The 13,313-nt window shown below is 37.7% G+C and carries 14 protein-coding genes; 7 read left to right on the top strand and 7 right to left on the bottom strand.

Going from position 1 to position 13,313, the window contains the following annotated elements:
- Window positions 1–140 precede the first annotated feature (140 nt).
- Window positions 141–884, top strand: a complete 744-nt coding sequence (carO, locus tag D7V20_RS05230; RefSeq protein ID WP_120383266.1) for an ornithine uptake porin CarO — start codon at window positions 141–143, stop codon at window positions 882–884.
- 99 nt (window positions 885–983) lie between these two features.
- Here carO and D7V20_RS05235 read toward each other — a convergent pair whose 3' ends face one another.
- The 7 genes from D7V20_RS05235 to D7V20_RS05265 form a co-directional block, all read right to left on the bottom strand.
- On the bottom strand, window positions 984–2,204 hold the full coding sequence (locus D7V20_RS05235) for an outer membrane protein transport protein (protein WP_120383267.1): 1,221 nt from the start codon (window positions 2,202–2,204) through the stop codon (window positions 984–986).
- Between the two features lie 249 nt (window positions 2,205–2,453).
- Window positions 2,454–3,383 carry a CysB family HTH-type transcriptional regulator gene (locus tag D7V20_RS05240; protein WP_120383268.1) on the bottom strand — a complete coding sequence of 310 codons (930 nt, stop codon included), beginning with the start codon at window positions 3,381–3,383 and terminating at the stop codon, window positions 2,454–2,456.
- Between the two features lie 54 nt (window positions 3,384–3,437).
- Complete coding sequence (locus tag D7V20_RS05245; RefSeq protein ID WP_120383269.1) at window positions 3,438–4,499, bottom strand: sulfate/molybdate ABC transporter ATP-binding protein; 1,062 nt, start codon at window positions 4,497–4,499, stop codon at window positions 3,438–3,440.
- Between the two features lie 9 nt (window positions 4,500–4,508).
- Window positions 4,509–5,402 (bottom strand): sulfate ABC transporter permease subunit CysW, encoded by an 894-nt coding sequence (gene cysW / locus D7V20_RS05250; protein ID WP_120383270.1) that lies wholly within the window; start codon window positions 5,400–5,402, stop codon window positions 4,509–4,511.
- Window positions 5,399–6,232: a sulfate ABC transporter permease subunit CysT gene (cysT, locus tag D7V20_RS05255; RefSeq protein WP_120383271.1), complete on the bottom strand. Its 834-nt coding sequence runs from the start codon at window positions 6,230–6,232 to the stop codon at window positions 5,399–5,401. Before cysT ends, cysW begins: the two co-directional genes overlap by 4 nt.
- A gap of 82 nt (window positions 6,233–6,314) precedes the next feature.
- A complete protein-coding gene (locus D7V20_RS05260; protein ID WP_120383272.1) occupies window positions 6,315–6,920 on the bottom strand; it encodes an RBBP9/YdeN family alpha/beta hydrolase in 606 nt (201 codons plus the stop codon).
- A gap of 33 nt (window positions 6,921–6,953) precedes the next feature.
- Window positions 6,954–7,958 carry a sulfate ABC transporter substrate-binding protein gene (locus D7V20_RS05265; RefSeq protein WP_120383273.1) on the bottom strand — a complete coding sequence of 335 codons (1,005 nt, stop codon included), beginning with the start codon at window positions 7,956–7,958 and terminating at the stop codon, window positions 6,954–6,956.
- A 166-nt stretch (window positions 7,959–8,124) separates the two neighbouring features.
- Here D7V20_RS05265 and pabC point away from each other — a divergent pair, with 166 nt between their 5' ends.
- From pabC to D7V20_RS05295, 6 genes are all read left to right on the top strand, one after another.
- Entirely contained in the window at window positions 8,125–8,952 is an 828-nt protein-coding gene (pabC, locus tag D7V20_RS05270; RefSeq protein ID WP_120383274.1) for an aminodeoxychorismate lyase, read from the top strand.
- A complete protein-coding gene (gene mltG, locus D7V20_RS05275; protein WP_120383275.1) occupies window positions 8,939–10,003 on the top strand; it encodes an endolytic transglycosylase MltG in 1,065 nt (354 codons plus the stop codon). Before pabC ends, mltG begins: the two co-directional genes overlap by 14 nt.
- A 9-nt stretch (window positions 10,004–10,012) precedes the next feature.
- Window positions 10,013–10,612, top strand: coding sequence for a dTMP kinase (tmk, locus tag D7V20_RS05280; protein WP_120383276.1), 600 nt, complete (start codon window positions 10,013–10,015; stop codon window positions 10,610–10,612).
- A 145-nt stretch (window positions 10,613–10,757) separates the two neighbouring features.
- On the top strand, window positions 10,758–11,180 hold the full coding sequence (locus D7V20_RS05285; protein WP_120383277.1) for a PaaI family thioesterase: 423 nt from the start codon (window positions 10,758–10,760) through the stop codon (window positions 11,178–11,180).
- A gap of 217 nt (window positions 11,181–11,397) precedes the next feature.
- Window positions 11,398–12,378 (top strand): hypothetical protein, encoded by a 981-nt coding sequence (locus D7V20_RS05290; RefSeq protein WP_120383278.1) that lies wholly within the window; start codon window positions 11,398–11,400, stop codon window positions 12,376–12,378.
- Between the two features lie 5 nt (window positions 12,379–12,383).
- The gene (locus D7V20_RS05295; RefSeq protein ID WP_120383279.1) at window positions 12,384–13,259 is read left to right on the top strand and encodes an arginase family protein; all 876 of its coding nucleotides are present in this window, start codon (window positions 12,384–12,386) and stop codon (window positions 13,257–13,259) included.
- Window positions 13,260–13,313: the final 54 nt, after the last annotated feature.

Raw genomic sequence — 13,313 nt, forward strand, 5'->3', positions numbered from 1 at the left:
TCATACTCATTTGTATCAAAAAATAACAAAAACCTATCAATTTAGCTATTAATTGTGGAGAGCAAATAAAATATGATCCATTTGAGTCAAAACACATATGAACGATTAAAGAACAAACTCTATTTTTTGAGGAGATATAAATGAAAGTGTTAAAATTAGTTGCGCTTGCAGCAGCATTCTCAGCTTCTACTTTTGCAATGGCAGATGAAACTGTTGTTCATCAAGGCAATGTATTTGAAGCTAATCAATTGATTCCTACTGGTGCACGTTTGGAAGTGGGTACTACAGGTTACGGTGGTGCATTACTTTGGACTGCAAACCCGTATGTAGGTTTAGCACTAGGTTATAATGGTGGCGACATTTCTTGGTCAGATGACTTATCTATCGATGGCACTAAATATGACATGGATATGGACAACAACTTGACCTATTTAAATGCTGAGATTCGTCCTTGGGGTGCGAGCCAAAATGTTTGGGCACAAGGTCTATATGTTGCAGCTGGTGTAGGTTATGTTGATAGTAAATATGATTTGAAAAAATCTTTAAACAATACAAATGACACACTCAAAATTGATGGTAAAAACTACTACGCTCCAACAGGTCAAGGCAGCATCGACGGAACTGTTGATTATGACAATCAAATTGCTCCATACTTAGGTTTTGGTTTTGCACCTAAAATCAATAAAAACTGGGGTGTATTTGGTGAAGTTGGCGCATACTACACTGGTAATCCAAACGCTAATTTAAACGCAACTGGATTACAAGAAGTTGGTGGTACGGCTTCAGGTGATTATGCTGCTGAACGTTTAGAATACAAAGTAAGCAATGATGACAAATATCAATGGTTACCAGTAGGTAAAGTAGGCGTAAGCTACCATTGGTAATTGTTTAAAGAAACAAATAAAAAACGAGCTTAGGCTCGTTTTTTATTTGTTGAATAGAGCATTCAGATAAAGAAAATAGGCTGTGCTGTTTGATTTACATCAAAAATGATAGCCAATTTTGATGCCGTGCGCAAAAGCATTGTTATTTGAAACAGCTGATAAAGTTCCATTTTGAGTGATCGGATTGCTTGTATCGAGTTTTTTGACTTCAGCTTTATTAAACTTGAAATATTTTAAGCCATAAGAAACAAAACCTTGTTTATGAAATTTATATAATGCCCCCAAGCCAAATCCATAAAAACCATCAGATGGATTGAGTGTACTGGCTGGATTACCACTGCCAGAATCCCAAGACAAATCTGTTAAGCTCACCCATTGATCATTAAAAACATGGGCAAGTCCCAATTTCGCAGACCATTGATCGTTATTGTAATCAATTAAATTAAATGGTTTGAACAAATCAGGGTATTGTTGCTCCACTAAATCAACGACAGCTCCAAACTGGTGTGGTTGAATTTCAAAATCTTTCCAATTGACCCATCTGAGGTTGCTATACAGTACATTTTTTTGGGTTAACCCTGTCTGAATATCTAAATTTACCGATTGAGGTGTTGTTAATTGTGTTTTTGCAGCAGGAACAATATTTAAAGCTTGATCGAAAATACTTTCACTTACAGTGGATTGGTGAGTAATTTTAGAACGATAGGTGATTGCAGTTTTTAAAGCATATTCTGGAATTTGATAGCTTAAACCCGCTAACCAACCATGACCTGAGCTTTGTTTAAAGTTAGCTTGATAACCACTCATAACAGAATAACTTGGGCCAAAAACATCTAGATCTCCTTCAAATTGTTGGTAAACAGCACCCGTATACAGATTCCAATTTAAAGTCGGTTGGTATCCCACAAGCATTGAAATACTTTCACTCTTAAGCTTTAAATTTGTAGATTCAATGGTTTGCTTACCGAGCATGGATTGAGGGTGGTAATCATAATTAAGATCTACACCATAAGGTTGATCGTATATTACACCAAAGGATAACTGTGGATGGATTTGAAATTTGGCTGCTACATTGGTGAAATAATAGTTATCGACCAAGTTGCCAGTAGAAAAGTTTTGTACACCTATTTGTTGTAATTGTTGCTGATTTTGAACCCGACCTGATACATCGGCATATAATTCAGCATATGAAAGCTCTACATAATGATTTGATTCTAAAAAGGGTAAAATAGATTGGTCAGATTTTTCTATTGCTGCAGCATGGCTGAAAATAGGAATAAAGCCACTGCTCAGTGCTACACTCAATACGGGTATTTTCATAAATCCTCCCAAATCAATAATCAATTTGCTTGGTCATTTTTGACTATTTATTGAATTCGATCATAAATAAACTGAAAAATGAAGAATTAAACAAGATGGCTAATTTTTCTACATTTGATCTTTTCTATATTTTTTTGTCAATTAAAACAGCGAGTTTTATTATGTATTTATAAAAATAAGGGGTAAATACCCCTTATTTTAAATTTTTACTAAAAAGTTAAATAAAAATTATTAAGAGAAACTATTAAACTAGTCATCAGGGTAAGCAATTTTCTTTAATGCTTTTATATCTGCCTCAGGTGAGCAGAGTGAAATAAATTCATAACCATAACCACGAAGTAAATGACCTTTGCGGACAGCAATCCATGTGGTGTTTAAACCAAAAATATCGGTATTGATTTGTTTTAAACGATGGTCACGTTCTAAGTCATAAGCTACGTCATTGACAATCCCCACACCCATACCGAGTTCAACATAGGTTTTGATGACGTCTGCATCTAGTGCAGACATGACAATATCAACATCAAGATGGGCTTCTTCAAATGCTTTATCGATCTTTGAACGTCCTGTAAAACCGCCGTGGTAGGTGATAATCGGGTATTCAGCAAGCTCTTCTAAGGTGATCTCTTTTGGATCAATTTTAGTCAGCGGATGGTCTTGTGGCGTAATAATACTATGTTTCCAATTATAAAATGGCACACTACCCAAGTTATCTTCAGTCGTTAAAGATTCTGTCGCAATACCAATATCTGCAAGACCTAAAAGCAACATTTCAGAAATTTCAACAGGGCTGGCTTGTTGCAAAATAAGATGAACTTTGGGAAAAGCTTTTTTGAATAAATTGACGATAGGGGGTAATACATAACGTGCTTGAGTATGGGTTGTCGCAATGGTTAATGTCCCCTCATCAACCTTGTTAAAATCATCCGCAAGACGTTTAATATTTTCAGCGTCAATCAGCATACGTTCAACAATACTCAGTAACGATTGTCCTGGTTCAGTTAAACCCAATAGCCGTTTACCTTTACGTACAAACAGTTGTACACCTAACTCATCTTCCAAGTCTTTAATATGTTTACTTACACCTGATTGTGAGGTGTAAAGTGCCGCAGAAGCTTCTGTTAAATTATAATTTTGACGAACTGTTTCTCGGATAATGCGTAATTGCTGAAAGTTCATTTTGCTCGTTACCTCAATGGCGGATGAGCGGTGAAAGGCTCATCCTATCGTCGTTTATGCGACTTGATTTTCAAATAGGTGAAGTGTAGATGCACTCACCCAAACAGTTTGATTTGGTCTAAATTGATGTAATTTTGCTTCTTCAGGATTTAAAGCAATTTCAATCAGTTGACCTTGACGATCTTGTAATTCTGCCATGACTTTGCCTGCAATCCAAACTTCACGTAAGAAAGTGGCTTGAATCGCATTTTCAGTCGGTTGAGCATGAATTTTTAGCTCATTTGGGCGAGCAAAAGCAATGATTTTACCATCTGCTGTATTTCTCGCTGATGGTAATTGAATACGATCCTCACCAATTTGAATAATACCTTGGTGATTTTCACCCTCGAAACGATTGGCTTGACCTAAAAAGTCAAATACAAACGGAGTGGCTGGTTTTTCATAAACTTCACGAGGTGAACCAATTTGTTCAATATCGCCTTTATTCATCACCACAATCTGATCGGCAACTTCAAGCGCTTCTTCTTGGTCATGTGTTACGAAAATAGAAGTGATATGGAGTTCGTCATGAAGTGTACGTAACCAACGGCGCAGTTCTTTACGAACTTTGGCATCCAGTGCGCCAAAAGGTTCATCTAAAAGTAGAACGCGTGGTTCAACAGCTAAAGCACGTGCAAGTGCGATACGTTGACGTTGTCCACCTGAAAGCTGTGCAGGATAACGATCTGCCAAAAAACCCAGTTGGACTAGATCCAGTAAACGGGTAACACGTTTCTTAATCTCTGCTTCATTCGGGCGGGTAGCACGCGGGCGTACTCGTAAACCAAATGCAACATTGTCATAGACAGTCATATGACGGAACAAAGCATAATGTTGAAATACAAAGCCAACTTGACGCTCACGTACATGCACTTGAGTTGCATCCGTTCCTTCAAGAATCACTTGTCCACGGTCTGCAGATTCTAAACCCGCAATAATACGTAATAGCGTCGTTTTACCACAACCTGATGGGCCAAGTAGTGCAACCAATTGACCATCTGGAAAATCTAAAGAGATGTTTTTTAGTGCATGGAATGCACCGAAGTTTTTTTCAATATTTTTAACTTGAATACTCATGGTCATTCCTTAAGAAGTTGTAGATTCTTTGTTTTCACGATTTTGTTTCTCTTGGCGGTATTCAACCCATGTTTTGAGAATCAATGTGAAAATTGCCAACAATGCCAGCAGTGAAGACACCGCAAACGCTGCACTAAAGGTATATTCGTTATATAAAATTTCAACATGTAACGGTAAGGTGTTGGTTTCGCCTCGGATGTGTCCGGATACAACAGACACAGCGCCAAACTCACCCATTGCACGTGCATTACACAAGATCACACCGTAAATTAAGCCCCATTTGATATTTGGAAGGGTAACTTTCCAAAAGGTTTGCCAACCTGATGCACCTAAGACAATAGCTGCTTCTTCTTCCTCTGTACCTTGTGCCTCCATTAAAGGAATTAACTCACGAGCAACAAAAGGTACAGTAATAAAGACGGTCGCTAATACGATGGCAGGTGTCGCATAAAGGATTTTAATGTCATTATCCATTAACCATCCACCTAACCAGCCTTGTGAGCCGAAAATCAGGACGAGCATTAAACCCGCAATGACTGGAGATACAGAAAAGGGCGTATCAATAATAGTGGTTAGAATTGACTTTCCACGGAAGTTAAACTTCGCCACACACCATGCTGCTGCTACACCAAAAACGACATTCAGCGGAACTGCAATCGCTGCTGTTAATAAGGTTAATTTCACTGCAGATAAAGTATCTGGATTGACCAAAGCTTCGAAATAAACAGAGATACCTTGTTTGAAGGCTTCAACAAAAACCAAAATCAACGGCAGTATCAAACAGCTTAAGAAAAAGATTAAAGCAATGGTGATTAAAGTATAGCGAACCCACGTTGGTTCACGTGTTGCATCACGTGACTGTAATTTTATCGCTAAGGCATTGCTGTTGGTATTTAAGCTCATCGTGCTGTTCTCCCAGTGCGGCGACTCGCCCATGCCTGTACTAAATTAATTAAGAACAAGATAAAGAAAGAAATAACCAGCATGACAACGGCAATCGTTGTTGCACCTGCGTAATCATATTCTTCTAGACGGGAAATAATCATAAGCGGTGCAATTTCAGTTTCAAAAGGTTGGTTACCTGCGATGAAAATGACTGAACCATATTCTCCAACGCCGCGTGCAAATGCCAGTGCAAAACCAGTCAACAAGGCAGGAAATAGAATCGGTAGAATAATTTTGCTCACAATCTGCAAACGATTGGCACCCAGTGCTGAAGCGGCTTCTTCTAATTCAGTTTCTAAGTCACTTAAAACAGGCTGTACAGTACGAACAACAAATGGAATACCAATAAAAATCAAGGCTAAAGTAATACCGATAGGGGTATAAGCAACTTTAATTCCAAGTGGTTCAAGATATTGGCCGATCCAACCTGTAGGTGCGTATAACGAAGTAAGTGCAATACCCGCAACTGCGGTAGGTAATGCGAATGGTAAATCAACCAATGCATCGACAATGCGCTTCCCTGGAAATGAGTAACGAACCAGACACCAAGCCAGTAATAAACCAAAAACTACATTGACCAATGCCGCAACGATGGCTGTACTAAAACTGAGTTGTAATGATTTTAAAATACGTTCTGAGCTGATGATTTCCCAAAAACCATCCCAGCCTACACCGAGTGATTTGATAAAAACAGCAGCTAATGGAATCAGAACAATTAAAGATAAATACGCTAGGGTGAAGCCTAGTGAAAGACCAAATCCTGGCAGCACTCGGGATCGCTGCGACATGATGACTCCTCAAAAGAGAGAAAGCTTATTGAAATCAATAAGCAAAATTAAAATGAATTGGGCAAAGCTTAAGAGGCATCAGTTAAAATGCAAATTTAAAAAATAACTTTTTGATATCAGGCTTACTGATAATGGCATGTTTTTTCTCAGAAATGATGTAATTGAAAATTTCTGGAAAAGGCCCAAAACCCGATGCAACATTAATATGTCCAACTTTCCCAAGATTGATTGGTTTGATGTTCCAAGCTGCTGCAAGTGCATTGACTTCATCAAAAGCAAACCAAGGATCGTTTTCACTGATTAACATTGTGGTTGGCACAGGTGTTTTTAAGCCATAAAAATAACCTTGATAATCACCGATGCTGTCGGTTGCAAACCCATTCACACCAAAGCGCTTAGGGTTTGCTGGGGCAACCAAAATCAGTTTTTTAACTTTTTGAGCAAGCTCAGGAGCTTCATCCAAGGCAGCCAGACTGGTTAAACAACCAAAGCTATGTGCAACGATTTGAATTTTATCATCGGTTGCCTCTAATACTGTGATCAGTTCTTTCACCCATTGTGTAAGAATGGGCTTATTCCAGTTCTTTTGTTGAACACGAGTACGGTGTTGCAACTGATTTTCCAACCAAGATTGCCAGTGAGTTTGATCACTTCCACCAACGCCGGGAACAATAACTGTATGTACCATGACAATGCTCCTGTTTACGACTCGCGCTATAGGTTATTTACTATTTGCCTTAACGATTTGGTCAAATATCCCGTTATTTTCAAAATGCTGCTTTTGTACTTTCGTCCAACCACCAAACTCTTTATCAATCGTGACTAATTTCAGTGGTTTGAAGGTCGCTGCATATTTTTTCAACGTTGCTGCATTACGTGGGCGATAGTAATTTTTCGCAGCAATTTCTTGTCCAGCAGGCGAGTATAAGTAGTTCAAATACGCTTTAGCCAAATTCAAATTGCCATCTTTTGCAGCATTCTTTTCAACGATGGCTACAGGTGGCTCAGCCAAAATTGAAAGCGATGGAGTAATGATTTCAAATTTGCCAGGTTGTTCACGAGTTGCCAAGAAAGCTTCATTTTCCCAAGCCAATAACACATCACCTATACCACGTTCAGCAAATGTCGTTGTTGAACCACGAGCACCTGAGTCTAAAACTTTGGTTTGTTTATAAATTTGACGAACAAATTCTTGAGCTTTTGCATCTGAACCATATTTATGTTTTGCCCAAGCCCATGCTGCTAAATAGTTCCAACGTGCACCGCCTGAAGTTTTAGGGTTTGGTGTGACAATCTCAACACCAGGTTTAACCAAATCACCCCAGTCTTTAATCGCTTTAGGGTTTCCTTTACGAACAAGGAACACGATTGTTGAAGTATATGGTGTAGAGTTTTGAGGGAATTTCTTTTGCCAATCTTTGGGTAATAAGTTGCTATTTTGTGCAATTGCGTCAATATCGGCTGCTAGTGCCAAAGTTACGACATCAGCTTGTAAACCATCAATCACAGCGCGTGCTTGTTTTCCTGAGCCACCATGTGATTGTTTAAAGTTAATGTCTTGGCCAGTTTTAGACTTCCAATAATTTGCGAACTGTTGGTTAAAGTTGTCATATAACTCACGCGTTGGGTCGTAAGAGACATTTAAAAAGTCTTTAGCAGCGATTGAATAAGTTGAAGCAGAAAGAAGCGTTGCGACGACTGCTAATTTTAATTTTGAAAATTGCATGGTTGAGTCCCCAAATTTTTCAGAAGTTCGTTAATATGGGGTGAGCATAACGCTAGTCTTTATTCATAAAAAATAATAAAAAACGAATTTTATATGAATTAAAAAGAAATAGCTTTTATGTATATCGTTATTAAAATCTGCGCAAAGACTCGAGGTAAGCACTGTGATGATTTGTCTTAAAAATGCTCAACAAGTTGATTCAATACCACTTTTGGATCGAGCATTTCATTATGGGGATGGTTGTTTTACCACAGCTAGATTTCATCACAATATTTTAGAGTTGAAAGATTTACATTGGGCACGCTTAGCGCTGGCTTCAGAACGATTATTTTTAAAATTTAATCAAGCTTTACTGGAACACAGTATAGCTTTACTACAACAACAGTTTTCAGTACTGAATGGTACATTAAAAATCATGCTAAGCCGTGGTGAAAGCGATCGTGGTTATGCGATGCCTGAGCATGATGCAGATGTTTATGTATTGTATTATCCCAAAAGCACTGAAGATTTTCAGCCTGAATACATACAAAGTGGTGTGTTAGATCAAGCAATTGGCCTGATGATGCCGAATCTTGTTGGGTTAAAGACCTTAAACCGCTTAGAACAAGTCATGTTGAAAAAAGAAGCTGCGGAGAAGGGGTGGTTAGAAGCTTTGGTGACAGATGTGCAAGGCTCAGTTGTTGAAGGTGTGAGCAGTAATTGTTTTATTCAAATAAACAATACATGGATTACGCCAGAACTTCGTTATAATGGGGTACATGGTGTAATGCGTGCGGAAATTTTGTCACGAATGCAACATTTTGGTGTTTCATGTGAGCAGCGTTTTGTGGATATGGACGAAATTCGGCAAGTGCAAAGTTTATTTTTTTGCAATGCTTTAAGTCCGATGAAAATTGCAAAAAACTTGAATCATCAAACTTTAGACACTCAACCTTGTGTTGAGTTATTTGAAACTTTACATTTAAGTCAGTTTAATACTCATGTCGCAAGCTAAATCTAAGTCTAAACCTAAAAAGAAAGTTCAAGATAAAGCCACCAATAAAATGCAACATAAAGGTATTGCGATCATTTTGCTTGTGCTTTTGATCCTCAGTGCAATCATTTTAAGAATGAGTATTTTTAAACCTTATCCTGTCGAAGGGCAAAAACAAAAGTTGTCGATTAGTAATGGTGAAACGTATACAGGTTTTATCGACCAATTGGCAGAAGAAGATAAAGTCAGTTTTCCAATTATTTTAAAACTTTATCGTAAAATTTTTATTCATGACACCATGAAAGCAGGGGTGTATGAAGTCACACAAGGCATGAATATGCGCCAAGTATTAGAAATGGTTTCTGATATTGAAAATGCGCAAATGAGTCGTCTTTTGGTGATAGAAGGCACGACAGCTAAACAATTGGTGCAGGCGCTTAAAAAAGATCCATTGGTTGAAAAATCGGTAGTGAATTTACCGAGCGCTGAAATGTTAAAAGCCTTAAACATTCCTTATGATCATCCTGAAGGATTATTTGCACCAGATACTTATTTCTTTGATAAAGGTGCAACAGATAAGCAAATTTTGACAGATTTATATCAACGTCAAATGAAAATTTTAGATGAAGCTTGGGAAAAACGTGCGCCTAACTTACCTTATAAAGATAAATATCAAGCCTTGATTATGGCTTCTATTATTGAAAAAGAAACCAGTGTAGACAGTGAGTTACGTCAAGTTTCAGGGGTGTTTTATCGCCGTTTGAAACTGGGTATGCGCCTACAAACAGATCCAACTGTGATTTATGGTATGGGTGATAAATATCAAGGTAAGATTTCTAAACAAGATTTACGTACACCAACAGCTTATAATACTTATACGATCAATGGTTTACCGCCAACACCGATTGCATTGCCGAGTAAAAAAGCGATTGAGGCAACATTACATCCTGATGATTCAGAAAATATTTATTTTGTTGCAACGGGGAATGGTGGGCATAAATTTACTTCGAATTTACCAGACCATAATCGTGCGGTGCAGGAATATATTGAAGTTATGCGAGCTAAAAATTAAGGAATGAGTATGTTTATCAGCTTTGAAGGTACAGAAGGCGTTGGAAAAACCACCCTCATTCGCAAACTATTTGATCATTTTCAACAACAAGGTAAAGATGTTGTGCTTAGCCGTGAACCGGGGGGTACACCTTTAGCGGAGCAAATTCGTTCATTATTGCTTTCGGTGAATCATGATGAGCAAATGAGCAACGATACAGAGTTATTGTTGATGTATGCAGCTCGAGCGCAGCATTTGCAAAATGTGATCCTGCCAGCATTGGCAGAAGGCAAGATTGTATTATGTGATCGTTTTGTTGATTCTAGTTTTGCATATCAATGTGCAGGTCGTGGTTTGAGTCGCGACAAGCTACAGCTTTTAAATGAGAACTTTGTTGTACGGATGCCTGATATTACTTTTTGGTTAGATGCACCGATTGAGTTAGGCATGACGCGCGCACGTGAGCGTGGTGCACTGGATCGTTTTGAGCAAGAAAAACTGGTATTTTTTGAATCTGTACGCAGTGGTTTTGCGGAAATTCATATGCGAGATTCGCAACGGATGAAGCGTTTGGACGCAACCCAAACCCCAGAGCAAGTTTTTGCAGATGCAATTGATTATTTAAAGTAGACAAGGTCCTCATCGTTTATTTAAAAATTTAAGAGAATGATAAATTGAGTTATTTATGATGTAATTTTTTAACTTAATCGCTAATGCATCCAATATCAAATGTCTTTATATTGTCTAAGTAATCGCAATGTAAAGACATTATTTTATGAAAAGTTCAAAACAAGAAATCGTACAGTTTTTACAACAATTCTTTAGCCCAAGTCTTGAACGCTGTGAAATTGAAGCGGTGACCGACAAAGGGGCAACCTTACTTTGGAAAGTTGCTGAAGCTGATTTACGCCCAGGAGGAACGATTTCAGGGCCAACCATGATGGCATTGGCTGATTTTGCACTCTATGTCGCCATCATGGGAGAAATAGGTTTAGTTGGTTTAGCCGTGACGACCAATATGAATATTAATTTTTTACGGAAACCGACAGGTGGGACTGACCTGCGCGGTATTTGTAAATTAATGAAAGTAGGTAAGGCCTTGGTGGTGGGAGAAGTATGGATTTATTCGGTGGATTCAGAAGATCCTGTTGCGCATGTGACTGGAACATATTCAATTCCACCGCAAAGTATAGGCTAGGTTTAACAGTCTTTTTTCGTTTTTTGCTGTCATATCATTATTTTAAACAATTCTCATACATTCATGTTTATTTCAATAAGCATGAAAAGTATATGTATTATGAGATTGGTTTATCGAAGCTATTATTGTAATTGTACTCTTATATTCACAATGCTAAGCTGTTTATAATAAACGGAAATCAAATTCTAAATTTAATAATTTGTATGGAATGATTAAGATGTCATTGGATCATGAAGTTGTTCATTTGTTTAAGGAACAGGTTTTTCCTTTATCAGACAAACTGACAGAAATGTTAAATGAACACTATTCACATCAAACCGAACGCCGTGGCTGTGGTTATACGCAGGCTACACGAGTTTTGGCGGAATTCATTAATTTTCCACGTGATGTTGTTGAAGCGACTGATTTAAAAATATTTAAAGATTATGATTTTAAAAAATTAAAGAAAATAATCGATCAAAAAAATCTATATGGTTTAGACATCGAAGATTGGCATAATCTCGATCACAATCCATCTCTTCGTGATTTTTTGACTACTGCAAAAAATGATGAATTTAAAGAGCTTGTTGAACAAGAAATTTTAATTCAAGAAAATTTAAGAAAAGTTTCACAACAAGCCCAGCTCGAAGAGAGTAAAGTTATTTGTAGTATGTTAGAAGATGTTATTTTGCCTAAAACAGCGCAAGAAACAGGTTTTACAGAAATACAAACGTTGAGTGAAAAACCCAAAGTGGGTTCTTGCCCTATGGCTGAAACGTTTTTTCTTAAAATTGCACATGGTTCGATGTTGAGACAAGGCTCAATCAATATTTTTGTAGATGAGCAAAATCGTCCGCTACTCATTGAAAAAATGAATATGGGGGATAATCATTCATGTATCAACTTGCAACCGTTGATTATGAATGGGATTCGTATTCCGATCGGTTCTTTATTTTCTGTGGATTATGATATTGAGCAGATTGAAGATAAAACGCCAAACCAGAAATTTAAGGGATACATTATTCCTTACAAAGCCATTCAGGGTTTTTGGTTTTTGCGATTGACGACTTTGGCGATTTCACCTGAAAATCGTAAACGAGCCTTCACAACGCATTTTGAACAACAAGTAAAGAATGGTCTTTTTAGTCCAGATACAACGCTGTTAAAACAGTTAAATGATGTTGCAATATCTCAATTAAGCGCACTAAGTTTTGGATAATCGATATGCTAAATGTATGTTTTTCTCCACACTATTTTGCCGAAACACATACCAATAGTATGGAGAAGTTGGTTGCAGTGGCTGAAAAATTACAGCAATTTGATGACTATAAATTCCACGAACCAAAACCGATTGATCCTGAAATTTTAAGAGCGTTGCATGCACCTAAATATGTGGATGCATTTTTGACAGGTGAACCTAAAAAGTTAGCGACATTTGCAGGGTTTAAACCTTGGAATGAGCAGTTAAGAGATGCTGTTTTAACCATCAACTCAGGTCAGTTGATGGCGACAGCTTTGGCTTTTGAGCATGGTATCGCTGCGAATATTGCACAAGGATTTCATCATGCGGCTTATGAGTATGGTGGATCATATTGTACCTTTAATGGGCTGGCGCTGATTGCTCAACAGTACCCCAACAAAAGAATATTTATCCTCGATTGTGACCAACATGGTGGCGATGGAACTGCCGAGTTCACCCGAAGATTAGACAATTTATATAATTTTAGTATTTATGGTCTTGCTTTTGGTTATCCGACCTATGAGCGTGCTGAAAGTCGGCATGTGCATACGAAAAACGGTAGTTTTGCTCAATATATGGTTGCTTTGCATGAAGCTTTTCAGCGCGCAGAAGATTGGAAAGCCGATATTATTATTTATCAAGCAGGCATGGATTGTCATCAAGCTGATCCTTATGGTTCTGCTTGGTTTACAGCTGAGTTAATTCAAAAAAGAGAAGAAATTGTCTTTAATATGGCCAAAAAGCAAGGGATTCCAATCATGTTTGTTTTGGCAGGAGGCTATCAAAATCTGGAGGATTTGGTTCAACTACATGTACAAACTTTTCAAACTGCACACCAAATTTATTATGCTAATCAATAAAAAAATTGAAATATCCGATATTTTGTATAGAAAATAAAGGCACCTTATACTGTT

This window comes from Acinetobacter rongchengensis, assembly GCF_003611475.1.
Taxonomy (GTDB): domain Bacteria; phylum Pseudomonadota; class Gammaproteobacteria; order Pseudomonadales; family Moraxellaceae; genus Acinetobacter; species Acinetobacter rongchengensis.

Coding starts and splice junctions, on each gene's coding strand:
- carO (WP_120383266.1), top strand. CDS start 141: ATGAAAGTGTTAAAATTAGTTGCGCTTGCAGCAGCATTCTCAGCTTCT.
- D7V20_RS05235 (WP_120383267.1), bottom strand. CDS start 2,204: ATGAAAATACCCGTATTGAGTGTAGCACTGAGCAGTGGCTTTATTCCT.
- D7V20_RS05240 (WP_120383268.1), bottom strand. CDS start 3,383: ATGAACTTTCAGCAATTACGCATTATCCGAGAAACAGTTCGTCAAAAT.
- D7V20_RS05245 (WP_120383269.1), bottom strand. CDS start 4,499: ATGAGTATTCAAGTTAAAAATATTGAAAAAAACTTCGGTGCATTCCAT.
- cysW (WP_120383270.1), bottom strand. CDS start 5,402: ATGAGCTTAAATACCAACAGCAATGCCTTAGCGATAAAATTACAGTCA.
- cysT (WP_120383271.1), bottom strand. CDS start 6,232: ATGTCGCAGCGATCCCGAGTGCTGCCAGGATTTGGTCTTTCACTAGGC.
- D7V20_RS05260 (WP_120383272.1), bottom strand. CDS start 6,920: ATGGTACATACAGTTATTGTTCCCGGCGTTGGTGGAAGTGATCAAACT.
- D7V20_RS05265 (WP_120383273.1), bottom strand. CDS start 7,958: ATGCAATTTTCAAAATTAAAATTAGCAGTCGTCGCAACGCTTCTTTCT.
- pabC (WP_120383274.1), top strand. CDS start 8,125: ATGATTTGTCTTAAAAATGCTCAACAAGTTGATTCAATACCACTTTTG.
- mltG (WP_120383275.1), top strand. CDS start 8,939: ATGTCGCAAGCTAAATCTAAGTCTAAACCTAAAAAGAAAGTTCAAGAT.
- tmk (WP_120383276.1), top strand. CDS start 10,013: ATGTTTATCAGCTTTGAAGGTACAGAAGGCGTTGGAAAAACCACCCTC.
- D7V20_RS05285 (WP_120383277.1), top strand. CDS start 10,758: ATGAAAAGTTCAAAACAAGAAATCGTACAGTTTTTACAACAATTCTTT.
- D7V20_RS05290 (WP_120383278.1), top strand. CDS start 11,398: ATGTCATTGGATCATGAAGTTGTTCATTTGTTTAAGGAACAGGTTTTT.
- D7V20_RS05295 (WP_120383279.1), top strand. CDS start 12,384: ATGCTAAATGTATGTTTTTCTCCACACTATTTTGCCGAAACACATACC.